Consider the following 22,455-nt stretch of genomic DNA (forward strand, 5'->3'; position numbering starts at 1 on the left):
TACATGATTAACATCAAAAATTATATCTGGGGAATTCTTATGCTGCTAACCTTCGTTGTTAATGCGCAGAATACTTTAAGCACCGACCCCGAAACCATACAAAACACTATAGATTATCGCATTACCCAGGCGCAATACGATATCGACAATAATAATTATTATCCGGCCAAGAAAAAATTAGAGACCGCTTTAAAACTTGCTGAAAACATTCAGAATAAAAAAAGTATTGGTTTAATTTATTCTAAACTGGGGAAACTTGAATATATTATTGAAGAGCCAGAAGAAGCAATTAAAACCTTAACCAAAGCGATAGAAGTACAACGTTTTGCTAAGGATAACATTAACATTGCCGAAACCTACAAAACCTTGGGTAACGTTTATATGACGTTAAAAGATTACGAACAGGCCTTAATTTATTTCACAGCTTCTTTAACTCTTTTTGAACAAGAAAACTTAGACGAATTTGCTGCCGAAGTCCTATTAAACGAAGGAAAGGCTTACATGTATTTAAAGCAATACAGAAAAGCTAGAGAGCGAATAGATAAATCTTTAGCCTTAGCCCAACGCTACGATTTAACAAAAATTAGAAGTAGTGCTCTAATCTATCAAGCCAAAGTATATTATTATTTAAATGATAACGACACGGCGCTTAAATTAGGAAACCAAGGTTTGATATTGGCAGAAAGTAATAGTTTTACCGATGTGCTAAGCCATGGATATTTAATTTTAAGCGAATTAAACGAGAAGCTAGGTAATTATAAGCTTTCTACGCAGTATTTAAAAAACCATATCGCGCTTTCGGAAACTTTACTCGAGCTTAAGCGTAAAAATCTATCTCCAGAAAAGCGTGCTAAATTTATTTTAGACGATCAAACCCAGTTTCAAAAAGAAAAAGAGGCCGATTTAGAGAAATTAAAAGTTGACAAAAGTTTAAACAAATTAGCTACGATTTTAAGTATTGCCTTAATTACTATTCTGTCGTTATTAACCTTGTCTTTATACAAAAACAACAACATAAGGTTAAAAACCAATAATATGTTGCACAAGAAAAACGGCGAACTTATTCTGGCGAAAGAAAAAGCCGAATTGGCATCAAAAACCAAAGCCAACTTCTTATCGACTGTAACTCACGAACTACGAACACCGCTATATGCCGTAACAGGTTTAACCAATATGTTATTGGACGAAAACCCTAAGCCAGATCAAATTCAGCACTTAAAATCATTAAAATTTTCTGGCGATTATTTGCTAACCTTTATAAACGACATCCTTCAAATTAATAAAATTGAAGCTAATAAAGTAGATATTGAATATGAAGTATTCGATTTAAAAAAGACGATAGCAAATGTTATTTCAGCATTAAACAATTCTGCCGAAGACAATAATGTAAAAATTCATTTCGAGTACGGTAACGATGTTCCTACAACCTTTAATGCCGACCAGATAAAAATATCTCAAATCCTTATCAATTTAATAGGAAACTCTATAAAGTTTACGAAAGACGGAGACATTTGGGTTCGCGTTAAAAAGTTGAAAATTAAAGACAACATTTACACCTTAAAATTTGAAATTGAAGATAACGGAATTGGTATTACCGAGGAAAAACAGAAACATATGTTTGAAAGTTTCTCTCAAGGCTCTATTCAAATTAATAGAAAATACGGAGGTACCGGTTTAGGTTTATCTATTGTTAAAGGTTTGATTGACATTTTAAATGGAAAAATCAATCTTAAAAGTGAACTAAATAAAGGAACTACTTTCTTTTTTGAAATCCCGTTAAAACATACCAATGACGAGGTGGTTGTAGAAGACCGTAAAAATTATTTTAAAGATGTTTCTGATTTAGAATTAAGTAACATTAAAATTTTAGTCGTTGAGGACAACAAAATCAACCAAATGATTACTAAAAAGATTCTGACTAAAATGAAGCTGATGTGCGATGTTGTAGATAATGGTGAAGAAGCAGTAGATTTAGTGAAGAACAACCATTACGATGTTGTTTTAATGGATATACATATGCCTGGAATTAGCGGGATTGAAGCCACTAAAATCATTAGAACCTTCGATAGAGAATTAAACATTTTTGCTTTAACCGCTGTTACCATTGAAGATAAAATGCACGAGTTTGAAGAAGCTGGTTTCGACGATATTATTTCTAAGCCGTTTAAACAAGATGAGTTTGAGAAGAAATTATACAGCGCCGTAATTGGTAATAAACAAAAAATGAGCTAAAATGTTTTTATAAACTTGGTCACAGTTTGATTAAAAACTAAAGGTCGATCTAAAACAGCTTCTATACTTAAATAGAATAAACTGTCTTCGAGAAACGAAAACTGATTTAAGCGCATAAAATCTTTTTCTGTAGTAATTATAAATGGTTTCTGCTTAAATACATCAAGCTCTTCCGCACTAAAATCGTGATGATCCTTAAAGTTCAAGTGTTCAAAATCCAACCCTTTTTCCTTTAAATACTCTACTAAAGGTGCTGGATTTGCAATTCCGGTAATTAAGGTGAATTTAGGAACTTGCTCTAATGGCACTTGTTTTCTTTTAGAAATAACGTGATCTGCATAGCTAATAGAACTAAAAAACACGTGTTGATGCAGCTCAGGTTTAATCGCTTGTAGTATAGCTTTCTTCTCTAAAACTGTAATGCTTACCGGACATTTTGTAACGATTATAACATCTGCACGTTTTGCTCCACTTTTAGGTTCTCTTAAATTTCCTGTTGGTAAAACAACATCAGACGTATACGTATTAGAAAAAGTGGTTAACACAATATTGAATCCGGCTTTTACTTTTCTATGTTGATAGGCATCGTCTAACAAAACAACTTCAGGTTTTGGTGTTGTAGCTCTTAATTTCTCTATGCCTTCTACTCTATTTGCATCAACTGCAACTTTAATTTTATCGGCATATTTGTAGTAGAATTGAAAAGGTTCATCACCTAAAACATCAGCTGTAACACCAGGAGCTCCTATTTGAAAACCTTCGCTTTTGCGTTTATAACCCCGACTTAAAGTCGCAACTTTATAATCGTCTTTAAGCAAGCGAATTAAATATTCTATCATTGGTGTTTTACCTGTTCCTCCAACACTTAAATTCCCCACACATATTACAGGAAAATCGAACGACTTAGATTCTAGTACACCCAAATCGTACAATTTATTTCGCACCCAAGTTACACTATAATATATTGGCACGATAGGAAAGAAGATGTAACGCAATAATTTCATTGTAACGAAAGTAAATATTTTATCTTTGTTTTAAACCTAATACCAAAAATATTATGATTGTTCAAGACGTTATAAATCATCTTGAAGATTTTGCACCCTTACAATATGCCGAAGATTTCGATAATGTTGGTTTACTTGTAGGTGATAAAAATCAGAAATTAACTGGAGTTTTGGTCACTTTAGACACTTTAGAGCCTGTTATAGATGAAGCCATTGCAAATAACTGCAATTTAATTGTAAGCTTTCATCCTATAATATTTAAAGGACTTAAATCACTAACAGGGAAAACCTATGTGGAGCGCGTGGTTTTAAAAGCCATAAAACACAATATTGCAATTTATGCCATTCACACAGCTTTAGACAACCATATTCAAGGTGTAAATGCAATGATTTGCGAACAACTTGGCCTGGTTAACACGTCGATATTGGTTCCGCAAAAAAACACCATAAAAAAACTTACAACCTATGTTCCTAAAACAGAAGCTGAAGTTTTACGCAAAGCTCTGTTTGCTGCTGGTGCAGGACATATAGGAAATTATTCAGATTGCAGTTTTAATACCGATGGCGTGGGTACATATAACGGAAATTCGAACGCTAACCCGACCAAAGGTGAAAAAGGAACACTTCACTACGAAGAGGAAACTCAGATTTCGGTTGTCTTTGAGAAACATTTAGAGTCTAAAATTTTGAAAGCCTTATTCAACACCCATTCTTATGAAGAAGTAGCTTACGAAATAATTACTCTAGAGAACCAAAACCAAGATATTGGAATTGGAATGGTAGGCGAATTTGAAACCGAAATGAGTGAAGCAGATTTTCTATCGTATGTAAAAACTAAAATGAATACAGCCTGTATTCGTCATAGTGCTTTATTACAGAAACCTATAAAAAAGATTGCCGTTTTAGGAGGTTCAGGAAGTTTCGCTATTCCTAACGCAAAACGGACTGAAGTTGATGCTTTTATAACTTCAGACTTAAAATATCACGACTTTTTTTCGGCAGAAAATAAGCTGATTTTGGCCGATATCGGGCATTTTGAAAGCGAACAGTTTACAAAAAACGGTTTAGTAGCACTTCTTACAAAAAAAATTACTAATTTTGCAATCGTTTTATCAAAGACTGACACAAACCCTGTTAAGTATTTTTAAAGTATGGCAAAAAGTAAAGAAGTAACTGTAGAAGAACGTTTAAGAGCTTTATACGATCTACAACTTATCGATTCTAGGATTGATGAAATTAGAAACGTTCGCGGAGAACTACCTTTAGAGGTACGTGATTTAGAAGATGAAGTTGCTGGACTACACACAAGACTTGAGAAATTAGATGCGAGTCTAGAAACTTTAGACGAAGAAATTAAATCTAAAAAGAATTTAATTGAAGAGGCTAAATCTTTAATTAAAAAATACAGTGAGCAACAAAAAAATGTTAGAAATAACAGAGAATACAACTCACTAACAAAAGAAATTGAATTCCAAGATTTAGAAATTCAATTAGCTGAAAAGCACATTAAAGAATTCAAAGTTCAAATTGAACAAAAGAAGGAGGTAATTAATCAAACTAAAGAACGCTCTAAAGAACGTCAAGCGCATTTAAAACACAAAAAAGGTGAATTAGATGCTATTTTAGCTGAAACTGAAAAAGAAGAGTTGGCTTTAATTAAAAAATCTGACGAGTACAAGACTTTAATTGAAGAGCGATTAGTAACGGCCTATACAAGAATTCGTACTAACGTTAAAAATGGTTTAGCTGTTGTTGCTGTAGAAAGAGGCGCTTCTGGAGGATCTTTCTTCACCATTCCACCACAGGTGATTATGGAAATTGCATCTCGTAAAAAAATAATTACAGATGAGCACAGTGGAAGAATCTTAGTAGATGAAGCTTTAGCTTTAGAACAAAAAGAAAAAATGGAAAAGCTTTTCGCAAAGTTTTAATCCGTTCCTAATACAAAATCAAAAACCGTTTAAAATTATATTTTAGACGGTTTTTTTATGCCTTAAGTTTAGCATCAAGTTCCATAAAGAAATTACTAGCATAAAAAAAGGTAGTATCTCATAAACTGTGTAAGTTTTAAAATCTCAGGTTAAATATTAATCTGAGATTTTTTTATTCATTAATTTTAACTTTTACACACTTATGAAACCAGAAGATTTATTAAACGAAGACTTTTTAAAACAATTCAAGAATGCACCAGAGCTAACATCCTTTTTAGAACAGTTGCACAAACGTGGTATTGAGAAGTTACTAGAAGGGGAACTAGATGCCCATTTAGACTACGATAAGCACAAAAAAAGCAAAGCAGCCAACCTTCGAAATGGTTACACTAAAAAGAAATTAAAATCCGTTTTAGGAGAAACAGAGATTCAAGTTCCTCGAGACCGTGATAGTTCGTTTAATCCTTTAATTGTAAAGAAAAGAGAAAGTACAACAGAAGGCATCGAAAATATTATTATATCGCTTTATGCCAAAGGCATGAGTAACAGTGATATTGAAGAACAAATACGTGAGCTGTACGATTTTAATATTTCTACATCCACTATTTCAAGGATTACAGATAAGATTACAGAAGATGTTATTGCTTGGCGGAACAGGCCTTTGGAGGCCACTTACCTAATTGTTTGGATGGATGGCATCGTATTTAAAGTTAGGGAAAACTCTAAAGTCATAAACAAGACTATTTATATTGCAGTAGGCCTGAGAACAGATGGCAAAAAGGAAGTCCTAGGATTATGGTTAGGTAAAAATGAATCTTCAGCCTTTTGGATGAGTGTTTTAACCGATATTAAAGCTCGAGGAACTCAAGATATACTTATCACAGCTACCGATAATTTAAATGGATTTACGGATACTATTAAAACTATTTTTCCGAAATCAACGACTCAAATTTGTGTTGTGCATCAAATAAGAAATTCGTGTCGTTACGTGGTCTGGAAGGACAAAAAGGAATTTACTCGTGACATGAAGCAAATCTATACTGCTCCTACAAAAGAAGCTGCAAAAGCTGCTTTAAATGACTTCAAAACTAAATGGGATTCTAAATATTCTTACGCCATTAAAAGTTGGGAAAATAATTGGGATGAGCTTACAGTATTCTTTGATTTTCCTATTGAAATAAGAACCATAATCTACACCACAAATCTTATAGAAAACCTAAATGGAAAGATACGGAAATACACAAAAAACAAACTCTCGTTTCCAACCGATGAAGCAGTTATGAAATCCGTGTTTTTAGCTTTGAGAGAAAGCACTAAAAAATGGACCATGCCAATCAGAAATTGGGGAGTGATACTAAATCAATTTTTAGCTATATTTGAAAACAGGATTAAGTTATAAATAACCTAACCCTGAAATTTTGAACTTACACACTTTTTAGGATAGTGTCTAAAAAAAAGAGGACACCCATAATAGGCATCCTCTTTCATTAATAAATTAGTTTGTTTGTCTTGGTGTTATTATCTTACTACTACAGCTTCAATAATTTGTTGAGCGTCTTTAGCATTAGTTGCTTTTGCATAATCTAAAGCAGTATACCCTTTATTGCATCGAGTTCTTAGATTAGCTCCATTTTCAATTAAAAGTTGAAGAATTTCAACTCTATTATATTTTGCTGCGTACATTGCTGGAGTAAGTCCGTTAGATTTTCTATTTACGTTTTCTCCGTTTGCAATCAATTTTTTAACGATTTCAGTATCTCCTTTTGCTATAGAAGTACATAATAAATTAACATCAGATTTATACACACTTACCTCAAGTGTATTTGAACTTGAATTAGAAATAAAATTAGAAGCTTGAACGTTTGTTGAAACGGCTCCAAATACGAATGCGATAACTAATAATACATTTTTCATAATACAGTATATTTAAAATAATAGGAATTTTTTACAAATTTAATAATAATTAGACTATTAGAAGCTTAAATTTTACGAATTACACAAATTTAACATCGATTTAACATTAGATAAAAATGACCTATTTCAGACCAAAATATCCCTTAATTGACTACTAAATTTGTAATGTGTTGAAGGCCTTAATTCTGGCTCAGAATACTGCCTAAAATTTGAATAATAACTTTCGATTTTTCTCATGATGAATACGTTTTTAAGATTTAATTTTTGATTTTGATTGTACCTTAAAGACGATTCTAAAAAAATATGTTACAGTTTTGTAGAAGAAAAATTCACGAATAACTATTTGACTTCAAATTTGTTAATGTTTTATTAAAGAAAAATCGATTGAAAAACTGTTTAGATTAAAAATCCTACGAAAAACGCAAAAACCCTTAATTTGTCATTCAAATATTTATCTAAAGCCATTTTAAACTTTTATCTTTACATTCAAAATAAAATCTATTATGAATAAAAAAGTCATCTTAATGATACTAGATGGTTGGGGGAAATCTCCAGACCCAAAAGTATCGGCTATAGACAATGCCAACACACCTTTTATCGATTCTTTATATACCAAGTACCCAAGTGCGCAATTACGCACAGATGGTGAAAATGTTGGTTTACCAGAAGGACAGATGGGAAACAGTGAAGTTGGACATATGAATTTAGGTGCCGGACGTATTGTTTATCAGGATTTAGTTAAAATCAATTTAGCTGTAAAAGATAAAACTTTAGGTCAGGAAAAGGTACTAGCAGATGCATTTCAATATGCGAAAGACAACAATAAACCCGTTCATTTTTAGGATTATTAAGTTCTGGAGGTGTACACTCGCATATTAAACATTTATACGGATTGTTAGACGCTGCAGATGAAGCTGGACTTAAAGATGTTTTTGTTCATGGGTTTACAGATGGTCGTGACGTAGATCCGCATTCTGGATTAGGTTTTGTTAACGAATTAGAAGCCCATATAAAAGATACTCCAGCCAAAATAGGATCTATTGTTGGTCGTTATTACGCGATGGATAGAGATAAGCGTTGGGAGCGTGTTAAACTTGCTTACGATGGTATTGTTAATGGTGAAGGAGAACGTACCACTAATGTTGCCGAAGCAATTTCTAAAAACTACGAGAACAAAATTACAGACGAGTTTATAAAACCAATTGTACATTGCGACGAAAACGGAACGCCTCTTGCACAAGTGAAAGAAGGAGATGTTGTTATCTTTTTTAACTTCAGAACCGATAGAGGTCGTGAATTAACAGAGGCTTTATCGCAAACAGATTTTCACGAACAAAACATGCATAAATTAGACTTGTATTATGTTACAATGACTAATTATGATGAGAATTTTAACAACATAAAAGTTATCTTTAATAAAGATAACCTTACAGATACTTTAGGGGAAGTTCTATCTAAAGCCAACAAGAAACAAATTAGAATTGCGGAAACAGAAAAGTATCCACACGTTACATTTTTCTTTTCTGGCGGACAAGAAGAACCGTTTGAAGGCGAATCTCGTATCTTGAAAAACTCTCCAAAAGTAGCGACTTACGATTTACAACCAGAAATGAGTGCTCACGAACTAAAAGATGCACTTATTCCAGAATTAAAGAAAGGTGACGTAGATTTTGTTTGCCTAAACTTTGCTAATGGCGATATGGTTGGTCATACAGGAGTTATGGAAGCCGCCATTAAAGCTTGTGAAGCTGTAGATGATTGCGTAGAACAAGTTGTTACGACAGCCCTAGAAAGCGGTTATACTACCCTTTTAATTGCCGATCACGGAAATTGCGAAACCATGATAAATCCAGATGGTTCTCCAAATACAGCACACACAACAAATCCGGTACCTTTAATTTTAATTGATAACGAATTAAAGCAAATCAAGGATGGCGTTTTAGGAGATATGGCACCAACCATTTTAAAATTAATCGGTGTTCCGCAACCAGAAGCAATGACAAGACATTCGTTAATTGACTAAAAACACAAGATCTACTTAATGATTTTTCAAGATAAACTAATTATTGCTATAGACTTTGACGGAACCATTGTGGAGGATGCCTACCCTAGAGTGGGGAAACCTAAAACATTTGCTTTTGAAACTTTAAAAAGGCTTCAAAAAGATGGTCACCGTCTTATTCTTTGGACATACAGATGTGGCCAACCATTACAGGATGCTGTCGATTTCTGTAAAGAGAACGGCATTATTTTTTATGCCGTGAATAGTAGTTTTCCTGAAGAACAGTATGACGAATCAAAAAGCAGAAAAATCAACGCCGATATTTTTATCGATGATAGAAATGTTGGCGGATTTTTAGGATGGGGAGAGATATACCAACTGCTATCCGATCCTAAATTTGATCCGAGTGGTATAGAAAAAAAGAGAGGATTTTTCTCCTCTCTTTTTAAAAAATAATAGTTTTAATTACCACGGATTAAGTTAAAATAATCTCGATCTATCGATTCGCGATGATCTGGGTGTGCAATGCCAACCAATGCTTTTACACGCTGATCGATTGTTTTTCCGTATAAATCGGCTACACCATATTCGGTTACAACATATTGTACATGTGATCGTGTTGTTACTACTCCAGCTCCAGAATTTAATGCGGGTACAATTCTACTAACTCCTTTTTTAGTTACAGATGGTAATGCTATTATAGCTTTTCCGCCTTCGCTTAAAGAAGCACCTCTAACAAAATCCATTTGTCCGCCTACACCTGAATACAAGGTAGAGCCAATAGAATCTGCACAAACCTGCCCCGTTAAATCTATTTCAATAGCCGAATTAATGGCCACCATTTTAGGATTTTGCTTAATAATAGCAGCATCGTTAGTATAATCGGAAGTTCGTAATTCTATATAAGGATTATCGTTTACATAATCGTATAATTTTTGAGTTCCCATTAGAAAAGTAGCTAAAGCACGACCAGGGTTTATGGTCTTATAATTCCCATTAATAACATCCTTCAAAATTAAATCGATAACGCCATCAGAAAACATTTCGGTATGTAAGCCCAAATCTTTGTGATTGCCTAACAAAGCTAACACCGCCTCTGGAATAGTACCAATTCCCATTTGCAGTGTACTTTTATCTTCAATCATGTTAGCGATATACGCCCCTATTTTTTGTTCAACTTCTGTAGGTGCAGGAATATTATGCGCTGGTAATGGCTCGTCGCATTCCACAAAGGCATCAATTTCAGAAATATGCATAATGCCATCACCAAAAGTACGTGGCATTTGTTTATTAACCTGTGCTATTACATAATCTGCATTATCTATAGCTGCTAAGGTGGCTTCAACCGAAACTCCTAAAGAGCAATACCCATGTGCATCTGGAACAGATACATGAATTAAAGCCACGTTTAAATCGACTATATTTCGTTTAAATAATAAAGGTAATTCACTTAAAAAAACAGGGGTATACGATCCGTTTCCTGCTTTAATAGTATGCCTTACATTACTCCCAATAAAAAAAGAATTTACATGAAAACTCTCGTGAAATTTTGGATTAGCATACGGAGCTTCCCCATGAATAATGATATGGCAAACCTCTACATTTTTTAGCTCTTCATGCCGCTCGGTCATCGCATTTAATAATAGCTGGGGTACCGCCGCACCTGCATGAACATATACTCTATCGTTAGACTTTATAATTTTTACCGCCTCTGCTGCGTTTACAGGCTTATACATACATCTTAATTTTGCTACAAATTACAACAATTTTTAAGGCAAAAAAACTGTCAAAAGTCATAGTCCATTTAAACAAATTAACTTGGTATTTTTAAGTATCTTTGCAGCATATTTTATAGTCATGATTATAGTAAAAACACGAGAAGAAATAGAATTAATGCGCGAAAGTGCCTTAATCGTATCTAAAACTTTAGGTGAATTAGCAAAAGCCGTAAAACCTGGAATATCTACATTAGAACTTGATAAAATTGCAGAAACATGTATCCGTGATCACGGTGCCATACCTGGTTTTTTAGGCCTTTATGATTTCCCGAATACGCTTTGTATGAGTCCGAATGCACAAGTTGTACATGGTATACCAAACAAAGAACCGTTAAAAGAAGGCGATATTATTTCTATTGATTGTGGGGCATTAAAAAATGACTTTTATGGCGATCATGCTTACACCTTTGCTGTTGGTGAGATTGCTCCAGAAACTCAAAAATTACTAGACGTTACTAGAGCATCAATTTACGTTGGATTACGCGAACTTAAAGTAGGTAAACGTGTAGGTGATGTAGGTTTTGCAATTCAAAACTATTGCGAATCTCACGGTTATGGTGTTGTTCGTGAATTAGTGGGACATGGATTAGGACGAAAAATGCATGAAGATCCTGAAATGCCTAACTACGGAAGACGTGGTCGTGGTAAGAAATTTGTTGAAGGTATGGTAGTAGCTATTGAACCTATGATTAATTTAGGAACCCAGCGCATTAAACAACATCGCGATGGTTGGACCATTACAACCCAAGACAATAAACCGAGTGCTCATTTTGAACATGATGTCGCTATCGTTGACGGAAAAGCTGAATTACTTTCCACTTTTGCTTATGTCCACGATGCCTTAGGTATAAAAACCAACGAAGAAGATGAGTTTAGACAAACGGCGTTTGTACTTTAATGAAATCACTTTTTAAATTCGTTTTAAATACCATTCCCAGACCATTACTTATTCGTTTGAGTTATGTGGTACGCCCTATTATGGCCGCAGCCCTTAAAGGTGACACCTTTACAGATCCTATAGATGGCAAAAGCTTTAAATCTTTTTTACCTTACGGATATGGCACCCAACGCAATAATGTATTATCGCCTTCTACCTTATCTTTAGAGCGCCATAGATTATTATGGTTATATCTTAAACAGGAAACGGACTTTTTCACCGCGCATAAAAAAGTTTTACACTTTGCTCCCGAGCAGGCATTTTACAAACGTTTTAGAGCTTTAAAGAATTTAGATTATACCACTACCGACTTATTATCGCCATTGGCTGATGTTAAAGCAGACATCTGCAATTTACCATTTAAAGATAATAGTTTCGATGTTATTTTATGTAATCACGTTTTAGAACATATTCCAGACGACACCAAGGCAATGCAAGAATTATATCGGATTTTAAAGCCTGAAGGCATGGGAATTCTACAAATTCCACAAGATTTATCTAGAGCTACGACGTTTGAGGATGATTCTATAACAGATCAAAAAGAACGCGCTAGAATATTCGGACAATATGATCATGTTCGTGTATATGGCTTAGATTATTTTGATAAACTGAGAACTATAGGTTTTAAAGTAGATCCAGTAAATTATACCGCTACACTATCGGATACTGAAATCACGAAGTATTGCCTAGCTAAAGGCGAAATCATACCTGTGGTTTACAAATAAAAACAACTAGAATATATGACACAACATGTTATTATAGCAACAGGAAGCATTTTTGGTATGTTAGCCGTAATATTTGGTGCATTTGGTGCTCATGCCTTAAAGAAAATTTTAACTACAGACCAACTGCAAAGTTTTGAAGTTGGCGTAAAATACCAAATGTATCATGCCATTGTTCTTTTAGCCTTGGGCATGTACTCTGGAACAATAACCGCAGCAACATATTGGTGTTTTACCTTAGGAATTATACTTTTTTCGTTTAGTATCTACGGATTGGTCTTATCAGACTCTAAAGGTAAAAAAATTAGGTTTTTAGGCCCCGTAACGCCACTGGGCGGTTTACTTTTAGTTAGTGGTTGGTTACTAATCTTAATTAATTTGTTTTAGTCTTTTTCTAAAAGGAACTAATTCTCGGGAAACCCATTAAGAGAAAGCATACCTAATTCTTGCTTTCCTGTTTCATATATTAAGAACACTTTCAATTCTGGGTTTCGGTTTACAAACGCCTTCACTTTATCCATACCCATGGCTTTAAATGCGGTAGCATATGCATCGGCAGTCATACAATCTTTAGCGATTACCGAAATGCTTAAAAGATTGGTTTTACTAGGATAACCAGAATGCGGATCTATAATATGAGAAAATTTATTTCCTAAACTATCAACCTTAAATTTTCTATAAGTTCCTGAAGTTGCCATAGCTTCATCTTGTAATTCAATGGCACGAATTAAAGATTGTGTACCATCAAAATGAGGCATTTCTACGCCCACTTTCCATGGTTTATTTTTCTCTATGTTTTTACCTTTAGTTCTAATTTCTCCACCAATTTCAACCAAATAATTAGAAATATTCTTAGATTCTAAAAACCTTCCAATAACATCTACTCCGTAGCCTTTTGCAATCGCATTAAAATCTAAAAAGGTGTTTGGATCTTGTTTAATAATTTTATGGCCATTTCTAGATACTTTTTCTAAACCAACACTTTGCATTAAATGCCCTATTTTAAGACTATCTAACCCAATTATTTCCTTTTCTGGCCCAAAATCCCACGCATTAACCAAAACCCCAATGGTTGGATCGAAATCACCATCTGTTAACTTATAAATAGATTTAGATGCATCAAAAACATGCACAAAGTGATCGTCTATAGTAAAAACTTCATTCTTATTAACTTTTGATATATCCGAATCTGGTATATATGTAGACATAGAATGATTAACCACCGTAAATAAACTATCAAACTGTTTCTGATAATTTATACCGTTTTTAGAAAAATATTGCACAGAATAGGAAGTTCCAAAAACGGGGCCAGATAACTTAACATTTTCTGGAGATGAGTTACATGAAAAAACTAAAATAATAAGTAGGAAAAATAAGGGGATGCGTTTCATTTAATTCAGATGGGTTTCTATAACTTGAATGCCGTTATATTCTATTAAATACTCTTCATTTAAATACACAGGGAGCTCTTCACCTTTCGGATTACCCAACCCAACACCAGCATATAACACTTTTGCATCTTTGGAACGCGCATGGTCCTTAAACGTTTCCATCCACACCACATCGTAATTGTTAGGGTTTTCTGGAAGAAGTACGGCACGAACAATAACAAAAAAATACTGCCCGTTTGCATCGATACAAACAAATTGAGGGTGACGCTTTAATTTACTATTAATAGCCACAAACTCGAATCCGCGTTGTTCCAATTCTTTTCCAACGTGGTTCATTGCTAAATTGTGTAGTTCTTGTTTAGATAAGGCTTTGCTCATACTACAAAATTACTATTATTATTGTTGACGAACTAAATTTTGAAATCACAAATTTAAACTAGTTGATTTTTTTTGTAATTTAATGGGTATCAAAACAGTAATTATGAAAACTACAAATCGATTTGATGTTGCCATCAATAAATTATATAATGCCTTCCATAACGATAATTTACACCCAGAATGCTGTAAACAATGTGCTGTTGGAAACCTATTAGATAATATGGATTATTGGAAACATTTATCTGATGAGCATGGTTCCACAACATTAAACTATTTGGGGCAAGTCCATCAAAATTTAGGAAGACGGTTTAACGGATATACACCACAGGAGTTATTACAAATTGAAGCCACTTTTTTGGAAGCTTGTGGTTACGAACTTCCGCTACATTATAAAAACAAAAAACCAAAACATCCAACAAATAAAGACAACTTGTTTAATGGACTAAGTGCTGTGGTGTCCCTATTATGTGAATTTGATGGCATACCAAATATTATGGACTGTAATAAGTTGTTTGAGTATGAGCCACAACCTAATAAGTTAGAAAACATTCCGGCATAAAAAAACCGACTCTATTGAATCGGTTTTTAATTATAATATTTAGGATGTTATCCTCCAAAGTCATCAAATCTGATATTTTCATCAGGTAATCCGAAGTCTTCACCCATTTTCTGAACAGCTTTGTTCATTAATGGAGGACCACAGAAATACAATTCAATATCTTCTGGAGCATCATGTTTGCTTAAATAATTGTCGATAACCACGTTGTGAACAAACCCAACAAAACCATCTCCTGGAGCATCTATATCTTCTTTAACTTTCCAGTTATCTTCTGGTAAAGGCTCAGATAATGCTAAATAGAATTTAAAGTTAGGGAATTCCTTTTCTAATTCGTAGAAGTGCTCTAAATAGAACAATTCACGTTTAGAACGACCTCCGTACCAATAGGTAACTTTACGTCCTGTTTTTAATGTTTTGAATAGGTGATATAAGTGAGAACGCATTGGTGCCATACCAGCTCCTCCACCTACATATAACATTTCAGCATCAGATTCATTAATAAAGAATTCACCGTAAGGACCAGAAATTACTACTTTATCACCTTTTTTTCTTGAAAAGATATAAGATGATGCAATCCCAGGATTTACATCCATCCAACCGTTTTTAGCACGATCGAAAGGTGGTGTTGCAATACGAACGTTCAACATAATTTCACGTCCTTCTGCTGGGTAAGAAGCCATAGAATAAGCACGCTCTACGATTTCTGTATTCTTCATGACCAAAGGCCATAATTTAAACTTATCCCATTCCTCTTGAAACTTATCTGGAGTTTCGTGCTCTTCTGGGTGTGCAGTAATATCCATGTCTGCAAATTTTACTTCGCATTCTGGAATTTCAATTTGAATATATCCACCAGCTTTATAATTCATGTCTTCAGGAATTTCTACTACGAACTCCTTAATGAATGAGGCTACATTATAATTACGAACTACGGTTGCTTCCCATTTCTTAATTCCGAATACTTCTTCTGGAATTGTAATTTCCATGTCTTGCTTAACTTTAACTTGACAAGCTAAACGAGCTCCGTGTTGTAATTCTTTTCTTGTAAAGTGAGGTGTTTCTGTAGGTAAAGCTTCTCCTCCACCTTCTAAAACATGACACTCGCACTGAATACAAGTACCCCCGCCACCACAAGCCGATGGTAAGAATATTTTATTATTTCCTAAAGTAGAAAGTAAACTTCCTCCAGAAGCCACTTCTATCTCCTTTTCACCATTTATTTTAATCTTTACAGGACCAGATGGTGATAATTTTTGTTTTACAACTAATAATAATGTAACTAATAGTAACAAAATAATTAAAAAAGCTACTACCGTTGCAATTATTGTTCCTGTTGTACTTGCTGCTAAAATCGTCATGATATCTTAGTTGATTACTTTAGTATTATTGGCTAACTCGTTTACATTTTCTGTTTTAGGAGTTTCTACCTTTACTGTTTTCTCTTCTTTTGCACCTTCGTCATCACCACCTGTTAACATACCACCAAAACTCATAAATCCGATAGCCATTAATCCAGTAATAATAAAGGTAATTCCCAACCCTCTTAAAGCGGGAGGTACATTTGAATATCTAATTTTTTCACGAATAGCAGCAATAGCTAAAATTGCTAAAAACCAACCAATTCCTGACCCCACACCGTAAGTTGTTGCCAAACCTATAGAAGGAATTTCACGAGATTGCATAAATAAAGAACCTCCTAAAATAGCACAGTTTACCGCAATAAGTGGTAAGAATATACCTAGAGAGTTGTATAATGAAGGTGAGAATTTCTCAACAATAATTTCCACTAATTGTACCATGGTAGCAATGGTAGCAATAAACATGATAAATGATAAGAAACTTAAATCGTAATCTGCATATTCTGCACCTAACCATTTTAAAGCACCTGGTTGTAATAAATACTGATCTAATAACCAGTTTAAAGGTACAGTTATAGCAAGCACAAAAATTACAGCAGCTCCAAGCCCCACAGCAGTACTAACTTTTTTAGATACCGCAAGGTAAGAACACATTCCAAGGAACGTGGCAAATACCATGTTGTCTATAAAAATCGATTTTAAAAATAATTCTATATGTTCCATATTTTTTAATATTGAGTATTGAGTTGTTAGCATTGAGACTCTAAAACCTCATTACTAATAGCTCACTACTAATTAATGATCTTCAATTAAAGCTTTATTTCTACTACGTTGTACCCAGATAATAATTCCAACTACTATTAAAGCCATAGGCGATAAAAGCATAAATCCGTTGTTTTCATATCCTAAAGCATATAGTCCAGTTTTTTCAATTGGATCACCTAAAACTTTAAATCCTAATAACGTACCAGAACCTAATAACTCTCTAAAGAATCCCACAATAACAAGAATTAATCCGTAACCGGCAGCATTTCCTATACCATCTAAAAACGATCTCCAAGGTCCGTTTGCTAAAGCAAATGCCTCAAAACGCCCCATGATTATACAGTTAGTAATAATTAAACCAACAAATACAGAAAGTGTTTTACTTAATTCGTATGAGAATGCTTTTAATACTTGATCGACAATAATTACCAAGGCGGCAACAACAACTAATTGTACAATAATTCTAATTTTTGAAGGAATAATATTTCTCATTAAAGAAATAACAACATTCCCGATTCCTAACACTGCCAATACTGATACAGCCATTACGATAGACGCCTTTAATTGCGCTGTAATTGCTAACGCTGAACATATACCTAATACTTGAATAGTAATAGGGTTATTATCCAACAAAGGATCAGTGATTAACTTAGTGTCTTTTTTTGATAAAAGTGCCATAAATTAATTGTTTTTTAAATTATCGAAAAAAGGTTTGTAAAGCTTTAAATCGCTTTTAATCATTGCTGTAACTCCGTCACCTGTAATAGTAGCTCCAGCAATTGCATCGACTGCATTATCTGTTTTATCTTCGTTCTTAGGATCTGCATTTCCTTTAGCCACTGTAATTCCTTTAAAATTACCTGAAGCGTCTAGTAAATGCTCACCAATAAAGTCGTCCATAAAGAAACGTTCTTTAATATTGGCTCCTAACCCAGGTGTTTCTCCTTTATGATCGAAATAAGCACCATGAACAACCATGTCTTTATCTACAGAAACATAGCCCCAAATAGCATCCCATAATCCTTTTCCATAGATTGGAATTACATATAAGGTATTACCATCCTTTTCTCCTACAAACACAGGTAAGTTTCTTTTTGAAGCATCGCCAGCAGCAGCAGATTTGTCTTTTTAAGATCTATTAAATACGCTTGGTCATTCTCTGTAGTTTCACCATTATGTATTACCAATTGCTTAGTAATATATTTTTGGAACAACTCTGGTGCATCTTTTGTAGATACAAACACTGCGCTACCTTCTGTATTATCATTAACGCCCATAGCATACAAAATGTTTTGCTGCTTTTCGATACGTTGATTCTCGGTAATTCTAGGCTTCAATGAAGATGCAGTAAAGGCTAATAAAGCACCTACTACTACAACCATCACGATAGCAAATATAATGGTATATGAATTTTTGTCTGTTCTATTTTCCATTGTTAAGCCGTTTTTACTTTTAAACGTTTCATTCTTTTCTTTACATTACCTTGAATTATGTAATGATCGATAGTTGGAGCAAACACATTCATTAATAGAATTGCAAGCATTACTCCTTCTGGGTATGCTGGGTTGAAAACACGAATCATTATTGATAAGAATCCAATTAAAAATCCGTAAATCCATTTTCCTTTATTGGTTTGCGATGCTGTTACTGGATCTGTTGCCATATAAACAACACCAAAAGCAAAACCACCAATTAATAAATGATGCCAAAATTCTGTATTCATTAAAGAGTAAAACTTACTCGTTTCAGAAATCATTCCTGAAGAGGCAACACCATTAAAAATTAATCCCATTACTAAAGCTCCTAATACTGCAGACACCATAATTCTCCAGCTTCCAATCTTAGTAAAGATTAAAAACAAACCTCCTAATAGGATTAAGAATGTAGATGTTTCTCCTACAGACCCCGGTATAAACCCGAAGAACATATCAGACAACGAATAGTTAATATGATGCCCTTGTGCAAGACTACCTAATATGGTTTCTCCCGATATAGCATCGACATTTGCTCCCGCTGCAATTTCTTGAGTACGTTCTACAGCGCCGTGAACCCATACTTTATCTCCAGACATCCAAGTTGGATATGCGAAGAATAAAAAGGCACGTATAGTTAACGCAGGGTTTAGGATATTCATCCCGGTTCCTCCAAAAACTTCTTTCCCTATAACCACACCAAAAGCAACTGCAACCGCTAACATCCATAATGGAATATCAATTGGTACAATTAAAGGCACTAACATTCCTGTTACTAAATACCCTTCTTCTACTTCGTGGTTATTAATGGTTGCGAATATAAATTCTATACCTAAACCTACACCGTAAGACACGACTAGTAGCGGTATAACTTTAATTAATCCAATATAAAATGCATCCCAAGATAAAAATTCTACAGGAGCACCCATAGCTGCAAAATGCTGATAACCGGCATTAAACATACCGAAAATCAAACATGGTACCATTGCCAAAATAACCGTATTCATCGTACGCTTTAAATCGTCGGCTACTTTTATATGAGTACCATTATGAGTGGTTTCATTTGGCAAGTATAAAAACGTATGCAATGCATTAAACGCCGGAGCCATCTTGGTTCCTTTATACTTCTCTTTTAAATTATGTAAATTACTTTTTAAACTCATGATTACCCTATTTCTTTAATCATTACATCTAAACCTTTTCTGATAATTTCTTGATGTGGTTGTTTAGATACACAAACGAATTCTGTTAACGCAAAATCTTCTGGAGCAACCTCGTACATACCAAGTGCTTCCATTTCATCTAAATCTTTATACATACAAGACTTAAGAATTTGCATTGGAAAAATATCTAAAGGAAAAACCTTCTCGTAATTACCCGTTAACACAAAAGCTCTATGCTCTCCGTTTGTATTTGTATTTAAATCGTATTTTTTATTCGGACTTAACCAAGAAAAGGTTAAAGCTCTCGATGTAGAAATTTTATTGAAGATAGGCATTGTCCATCCTAAAAACTCATAATCGTCTCCTTCAGGTATAACCGTAATTAAATTACTATAATATCCTAAATAACCATCTGGCTTAACTTGTTTCCCAGTTAATACATTACCAGAAATAATACGATTATTACCGTTTTGTTCTATTCCGTTATCGTAAACTATCGTTGCTATTTCGCTAGCAATTTTAGTTTTAAAGTATCTTGGTTTCTTAACCGAAGATCCTACTAAAGCCACAATACGCTCGGCATTAAACTTACCAGTTAACAATAATTCACCTATAATTACAAGGTCTTGCGGATTAATAGTCCAAACCACTTCCCCTTTATTAACCGGATCAATTTTATTGATCTGAGTTCCTACATTCCCTACCGGATGCGGCCCAGATAATTTATGTACACTTACACCTTGTAATCCTGCTAAAGGGGAATTCGATCCGTTTTTAACAGACACATGAACTTTACCTGTTGTTAATTTTCCTAACGCAGAAACAGCAGCTTGTAATTCAGCCTCTTTTCCTTGTAAAGCAAAATCTAGATCAACCGCTAAAGGCGCACTATCATATCCCGAAATAAAAATAGCTTTTGGCGATTTTGTCGGGTTAGCAATAATGTCGTAAGGTCGTTGCTTAATAAACACCCAACATCCTGTTTCCTGCAAATATTGACTTATGGCTTCTGGTGTTGCAGCGTTAATATTGATTTTTTCGTTTTCCTTATAAACTTGCGCTTTATCTGCTTGGATTTTTATTGCTAAAATTTTACGTTTTTCACCACGTAAAATATCAACAATTTCACCTGAAACAGGCGAAACAAATTTAACAGACTCGTAAGATTTATCATAAAAAACAGGATCTCCTGCATTTAATTTATCTCCTACTCTTGCAACTAATTTTGGAATAACTCCGTGAAAGTCTTCTGGCCTTAAAGTATAGGTATTGCTTACTACAGCACTTTCTAAAGCTTTTTCTGCTTCACCTTTTAGCTTAATGTCTAGACCTTTTGTAATTTTAATGTCGTTTGACATATTATAAATCTATTTATTAATAATAGTTAGACTGATTTCAATACTAAAACAATCGAAAAATCGGTGCAAATTTAAGAATAAAAAGATAAAACAGTACGAATTATAATTTATCTTAATTATTTATAATTATTCTAAATTACAAAGTAAGACAAGGTTTTAAATTTCCTTATATTTACCCTTTAAATGTACAAAAATGAGTTATAAAATTTACACCTTCATATTTTTTTCTTTTGTTTTCGGCTCATCTTTTGCTCAAATACAAGAAGAAACTAGTCCACCCGACTATATAAAAACCATAACCTTTAAAGGAGATACAGATGTAAGTATTTTGCCAATTATAAATTTAGGCGATGTGTTACAACTTGAATTTGATGCCCTTAATGGTAATGAAGACGACTTTTATTACTCTATTGAATATTTTAATTACGATTGGACACCTACCTCTTTAATGCGGTCTGAGTATATTGATGGATTCGACAAACAGCGTATTACACAATACGACAACTCTTTTAACACCTATCAATTATACTCCCATTACGTGCTTACCATTCCTAACAATCAAGTTAGAAGTTTAAAGGTTTCTGGTAATTATATGATAAAAGTTTACAATGAAAGCGACGAGCTTATGTTTTCTAGAAAATTTATGGTTAACGAAGGAGGTGCAAATGTTGGAGTAACTATTAAACTGTCTAGAGATGTAAAATATTTAAACGAAAAACAAACTGTCGACCTTTTAATAAATTCCAATACCATTCTATTTAACAACCCCTTACAAACTGTTAAAACAACAATTATTCAGAACAATAATTTAAAAACAGCCATTAACAATGTAAAACCAATGTACACAATGGGGAACGATTTAATTTATAAGTATAATACCGAAACTACTTTTTGGGCCGGTAATGAATACTTATATTTTGAAAACAAGGAAATTCGAGTGGCTAACTCTGGTATTAATTTCGTAGACCTACAAGAGCTTTACAACAATTACCTTTTTACTAATGGGGTTAGAAAATACAAACCTTACACCTACAACCCAGATATAAACGGAAATTTTGTAATTAACAATATAGATTCCGAATACCCAAATATTGAAGCCGATTATGCCTGGATCCATTTTTCTCTCCTTGCCGATGAAGTGCCTATAAATAAAAGTGTACATGTGTATGGCAATTTCAATAATTACGATGTTAATGAAACAACCAAAATGACCTACAACCAAGACAAAGGGGTTTACGAAAATGCCATGCTATTAAAACAAGGATTCTACAATTACAAATTTGTAGTTCAAGAAGAGACTGGGCAAGTTGATGAAGGCTTTATAAGTGGAAATTTTTATCAAACAGAAAACGATTATAAAGTCATTGTGTACTACCGCGACTTAGGCGGACGATACGATAAAATTATTGGAATTGGAGAAGCGAGCTCTTTAAATCTATCAAATTAACAGCTTTTTAATATTATTTTTAACAATACAGGAAAGGCAAAATT

The 22,455-nt window shown here is 33.8% G+C and carries 20 protein-coding genes and 2 pseudogenes; 11 read left to right on the forward strand and 11 right to left on the reverse strand.

Going from position 1 to position 22,455, the window contains the following annotated elements; translation table 11 throughout:
• The first annotated feature begins 3 nt into the window (after positions 1 to 3).
• On the forward strand, positions 4 to 2,232 hold the full coding sequence (locus tag A9D35_RS07905; protein ID WP_066221315.1) for a tetratricopeptide repeat-containing hybrid sensor histidine kinase/response regulator: 2,229 nt from the start codon (positions 4 to 6) through the stop codon (positions 2,230 to 2,232).
• On the opposite strand, the gene lpxK is transcribed toward A9D35_RS07905, so the two are convergent.
• Positions 2,229 to 3,236, reverse strand: coding sequence for a tetraacyldisaccharide 4'-kinase (lpxK, locus tag A9D35_RS07910; protein ID WP_066221317.1), 1,008 nt, complete (start codon positions 3,234 to 3,236; stop codon positions 2,229 to 2,231). The genes A9D35_RS07905 and lpxK overlap by 4 nt on opposite strands.
• A gap of 53 nt (positions 3,237 to 3,289) precedes the next feature.
• Between lpxK and A9D35_RS07915 the strand changes: the two genes are divergently transcribed.
• The 3 genes from A9D35_RS07915 to A9D35_RS07925 all read left to right on the forward strand — a co-directional run bounded on the left by A9D35_RS07915 (position 3,290) and on the right by A9D35_RS07925 (position 6,566).
• On the forward strand, positions 3,290 to 4,384 hold the full coding sequence (locus A9D35_RS07915; protein ID WP_066221320.1) for a Nif3-like dinuclear metal center hexameric protein: 1,095 nt from the start codon (positions 3,290 to 3,292) through the stop codon (positions 4,382 to 4,384).
• 3 nt (positions 4,385 to 4,387) lie between these two features.
• Positions 4,388 to 5,167 carry a zinc ribbon domain-containing protein gene (locus tag A9D35_RS07920; RefSeq protein ID WP_066221322.1) on the forward strand — a complete coding sequence of 260 codons (780 nt, stop codon included), beginning with the start codon at positions 4,388 to 4,390 and terminating at the stop codon, positions 5,165 to 5,167.
• Positions 5,168 to 5,369: 202 nt separating this feature from the next.
• Positions 5,370 to 6,566 carry an IS256 family transposase gene (locus A9D35_RS07925; protein WP_038527458.1) on the forward strand — a complete coding sequence of 399 codons (1,197 nt, stop codon included), beginning with the start codon at positions 5,370 to 5,372 and terminating at the stop codon, positions 6,564 to 6,566.
• Between the two features lie 119 nt (positions 6,567 to 6,685).
• Here A9D35_RS07925 and A9D35_RS07930 read toward each other — a convergent pair whose 3' ends face one another.
• A complete protein-coding gene (locus A9D35_RS07930; protein WP_066221324.1) occupies positions 6,686 to 7,081 on the reverse strand; it encodes an ankyrin repeat domain-containing protein in 396 nt (131 codons plus the stop codon).
• Between the two features lie 503 nt (positions 7,082 to 7,584).
• Between A9D35_RS07930 and gpmI the strand changes: the two are divergent.
• Both gpmI and A9D35_RS07940 read left to right on the forward strand, forming a co-directional pair.
• A pseudogene (gene gpmI / locus A9D35_RS07935) lies at positions 7,585 to 9,104 on the forward strand (2,3-bisphosphoglycerate-independent phosphoglycerate mutase).
• Positions 9,105 to 9,122: 18 nt separating this feature from the next.
• Positions 9,123 to 9,539 (forward strand): BT0820 family HAD-type phosphatase, encoded by a 417-nt coding sequence (locus A9D35_RS07940; RefSeq protein WP_066221328.1) that lies wholly within the window; start codon positions 9,123 to 9,125, stop codon positions 9,537 to 9,539.
• Between the two features lie 5 nt (positions 9,540 to 9,544).
• On the opposite strand, the gene A9D35_RS07945 is transcribed toward A9D35_RS07940, so the two are convergent.
• Positions 9,545 to 10,819 carry an acetyl-CoA hydrolase/transferase family protein gene (locus A9D35_RS07945; RefSeq protein WP_066221331.1) on the reverse strand — a complete coding sequence of 425 codons (1,275 nt, stop codon included), beginning with the start codon at positions 10,817 to 10,819 and terminating at the stop codon, positions 9,545 to 9,547.
• Positions 10,820 to 10,940: 121 nt separating this feature from the next.
• Between A9D35_RS07945 and map the strand changes: the two genes are divergently transcribed.
• Genes map through A9D35_RS07960 form a run of 3 tightly spaced genes read left to right on the forward strand, consistent with a single transcriptional unit; the run spans position 10,941 to position 12,907 of the window.
• On the forward strand, positions 10,941 to 11,759 hold the full coding sequence (gene map / locus A9D35_RS07950; RefSeq protein ID WP_066225933.1) for a type I methionyl aminopeptidase: 819 nt from the start codon (positions 10,941 to 10,943) through the stop codon (positions 11,757 to 11,759).
• Positions 11,759 to 12,523 carry a class I SAM-dependent methyltransferase gene (locus tag A9D35_RS07955; protein WP_066221334.1) on the forward strand — a complete coding sequence of 255 codons (765 nt, stop codon included), beginning with the start codon at positions 11,759 to 11,761 and terminating at the stop codon, positions 12,521 to 12,523. The genes map and A9D35_RS07955 overlap by 1 nt, the downstream gene beginning before the upstream one ends.
• A 15-nt stretch (positions 12,524 to 12,538) precedes the next feature.
• Positions 12,539 to 12,907 carry a DUF423 domain-containing protein gene (locus A9D35_RS07960; RefSeq protein ID WP_066221336.1) on the forward strand — a complete coding sequence of 123 codons (369 nt, stop codon included), beginning with the start codon at positions 12,539 to 12,541 and terminating at the stop codon, positions 12,905 to 12,907.
• A 17-nt stretch (positions 12,908 to 12,924) separates the two neighbouring features.
• Here A9D35_RS07960 and A9D35_RS07965 read toward each other — a convergent pair whose 3' ends face one another.
• Positions 12,925 to 13,911, reverse strand: a complete 987-nt coding sequence (locus tag A9D35_RS07965) for an FAD:protein FMN transferase (RefSeq protein WP_066221339.1) — start codon at positions 13,909 to 13,911, stop codon at positions 12,925 to 12,927.
• A complete protein-coding gene (locus A9D35_RS07970) occupies positions 13,912 to 14,289 on the reverse strand; it encodes a DUF8840 domain-containing protein (RefSeq protein ID WP_066221342.1) in 378 nt (125 codons plus the stop codon). It lies immediately after the preceding gene.
• A 103-nt stretch (positions 14,290 to 14,392) separates the two neighbouring features.
• Here A9D35_RS07970 and A9D35_RS07975 point away from each other — a divergent pair, with 103 nt between their 5' ends.
• Positions 14,393 to 14,848 (forward strand): Na(+)-translocating NADH-quinone reductase subunit F, encoded by a 456-nt coding sequence (locus A9D35_RS07975; protein WP_066225938.1) that lies wholly within the window; start codon positions 14,393 to 14,395, stop codon positions 14,846 to 14,848.
• Positions 14,849 to 14,895: 47 nt separating this feature from the next.
• On the opposite strand, the gene nqrF is transcribed toward A9D35_RS07975, so the two are convergent.
• The 6 genes and pseudogenes from nqrF to A9D35_RS08005 all read right to left on the reverse strand — a co-directional run bounded on the left by nqrF (position 14,896) and on the right by A9D35_RS08005 (position 20,964).
• Complete coding sequence (gene nqrF, locus A9D35_RS07980; RefSeq protein WP_066221345.1) at positions 14,896 to 16,206, reverse strand: NADH:ubiquinone reductase (Na(+)-transporting) subunit F; 1,311 nt, start codon at positions 16,204 to 16,206, stop codon at positions 14,896 to 14,898.
• Between the two features lie 6 nt (positions 16,207 to 16,212).
• A complete protein-coding gene (gene nqrE, locus A9D35_RS07985; protein ID WP_066221348.1) occupies positions 16,213 to 16,929 on the reverse strand; it encodes an NADH:ubiquinone reductase (Na(+)-transporting) subunit E in 717 nt (238 codons plus the stop codon).
• A 72-nt stretch (positions 16,930 to 17,001) separates the two neighbouring features.
• The gene (locus A9D35_RS07990) at positions 17,002 to 17,649 is read right to left on the reverse strand and encodes an NADH:ubiquinone reductase (Na(+)-transporting) subunit D (RefSeq protein WP_066221351.1); all 648 of its coding nucleotides are present in this window, start codon (positions 17,647 to 17,649) and stop codon (positions 17,002 to 17,004) included.
• 3 nt (positions 17,650 to 17,652) lie between these two features.
• Positions 17,653 to 18,404 (reverse strand): annotated as a pseudogene (locus A9D35_RS07995) (Na(+)-translocating NADH-quinone reductase subunit C).
• 2 nt (positions 18,405 to 18,406) lie between these two features.
• Entirely contained in the window at positions 18,407 to 19,606 is a 1,200-nt protein-coding gene (locus A9D35_RS08000; RefSeq protein ID WP_066221354.1) for an NADH:ubiquinone reductase (Na(+)-transporting) subunit B, read from the reverse strand.
• Between the two features lie 2 nt (positions 19,607 to 19,608).
• Entirely contained in the window at positions 19,609 to 20,964 is a 1,356-nt protein-coding gene (locus A9D35_RS08005; protein WP_066221358.1) for a Na(+)-translocating NADH-quinone reductase subunit A, read from the reverse strand.
• A 193-nt stretch (positions 20,965 to 21,157) separates the two neighbouring features.
• On the opposite strand from A9D35_RS08005, the gene A9D35_RS08010 reads away from it, so the two are divergent.
• A complete protein-coding gene (locus tag A9D35_RS08010; protein WP_066221361.1) occupies positions 21,158 to 22,411 on the forward strand; it encodes a type IX secretion system plug protein in 1,254 nt (417 codons plus the stop codon).
• Positions 22,412 to 22,455: the final 44 nt, after the last annotated feature.

The sequence above is a fragment of the Formosa haliotis genome (assembly GCF_001685485.1).
Taxonomy (GTDB): domain Bacteria; phylum Bacteroidota; class Bacteroidia; order Flavobacteriales; family Flavobacteriaceae; genus Formosa; species Formosa haliotis.

What these genes read in the sequence shown, in the direction of transcription:
- A9D35_RS07905 (WP_066221315.1), top strand. Translation starts at nt 4, where the DNA reads ATGATTAACATCAAAAATTATATCTGGGGAATTCTTATGCTGCTAACC.
- lpxK (WP_066221317.1), bottom strand. Translation starts at nt 3,236, where the DNA reads ATGAAATTATTGCGTTACATCTTCTTTCCTATCGTGCCAATATATTAT.
- A9D35_RS07915 (WP_066221320.1), top strand. Translation starts at nt 3,290, where the DNA reads ATGATTGTTCAAGACGTTATAAATCATCTTGAAGATTTTGCACCCTTA.
- A9D35_RS07920 (WP_066221322.1), top strand. Translation starts at nt 4,388, where the DNA reads ATGGCAAAAAGTAAAGAAGTAACTGTAGAAGAACGTTTAAGAGCTTTA.
- A9D35_RS07925 (WP_038527458.1), top strand. Translation starts at nt 5,370, where the DNA reads ATGAAACCAGAAGATTTATTAAACGAAGACTTTTTAAAACAATTCAAG.
- A9D35_RS07930 (WP_066221324.1), bottom strand. Translation starts at nt 7,081, where the DNA reads ATGAAAAATGTATTATTAGTTATCGCATTCGTATTTGGAGCCGTTTCA.
- A9D35_RS07940 (WP_066221328.1), top strand. Translation starts at nt 9,123, where the DNA reads ATGATTTTTCAAGATAAACTAATTATTGCTATAGACTTTGACGGAACC.
- A9D35_RS07945 (WP_066221331.1), bottom strand. Translation starts at nt 10,819, where the DNA reads ATGTATAAGCCTGTAAACGCAGCAGAGGCGGTAAAAATTATAAAGTCT.
- map (WP_066225933.1), top strand. Translation starts at nt 10,941, where the DNA reads ATGATTATAGTAAAAACACGAGAAGAAATAGAATTAATGCGCGAAAGT.
- A9D35_RS07955 (WP_066221334.1), top strand. Translation starts at nt 11,759, where the DNA reads ATGAAATCACTTTTTAAATTCGTTTTAAATACCATTCCCAGACCATTA.
- A9D35_RS07960 (WP_066221336.1), top strand. Translation starts at nt 12,539, where the DNA reads ATGACACAACATGTTATTATAGCAACAGGAAGCATTTTTGGTATGTTA.
- A9D35_RS07965 (WP_066221339.1), bottom strand. Translation starts at nt 13,911, where the DNA reads ATGAAACGCATCCCCTTATTTTTCCTACTTATTATTTTAGTTTTTTCA.
- A9D35_RS07970 (WP_066221342.1), bottom strand. Translation starts at nt 14,289, where the DNA reads ATGAGCAAAGCCTTATCTAAACAAGAACTACACAATTTAGCAATGAAC.
- A9D35_RS07975 (WP_066225938.1), top strand. Translation starts at nt 14,393, where the DNA reads ATGAAAACTACAAATCGATTTGATGTTGCCATCAATAAATTATATAAT.
- nqrF (WP_066221345.1), bottom strand. Translation starts at nt 16,206, where the DNA reads ATGACGATTTTAGCAGCAAGTACAACAGGAACAATAATTGCAACGGTA.
- nqrE (WP_066221348.1), bottom strand. Translation starts at nt 16,929, where the DNA reads ATGGAACATATAGAATTATTTTTAAAATCGATTTTTATAGACAACATG.
- A9D35_RS07990 (WP_066221351.1), bottom strand. Translation starts at nt 17,649, where the DNA reads ATGGCACTTTTATCAAAAAAAGACACTAAGTTAATCACTGATCCTTTG.
- A9D35_RS08000 (WP_066221354.1), bottom strand. Translation starts at nt 19,606, where the DNA reads ATGAGTTTAAAAAGTAATTTACATAATTTAAAAGAGAAGTATAAAGGA.
- A9D35_RS08005 (WP_066221358.1), bottom strand. Translation starts at nt 20,964, where the DNA reads ATGTCAAACGACATTAAAATTACAAAAGGTCTAGACATTAAGCTAAAA.
- A9D35_RS08010 (WP_066221361.1), top strand. Translation starts at nt 21,158, where the DNA reads ATGAGTTATAAAATTTACACCTTCATATTTTTTTCTTTTGTTTTCGGC.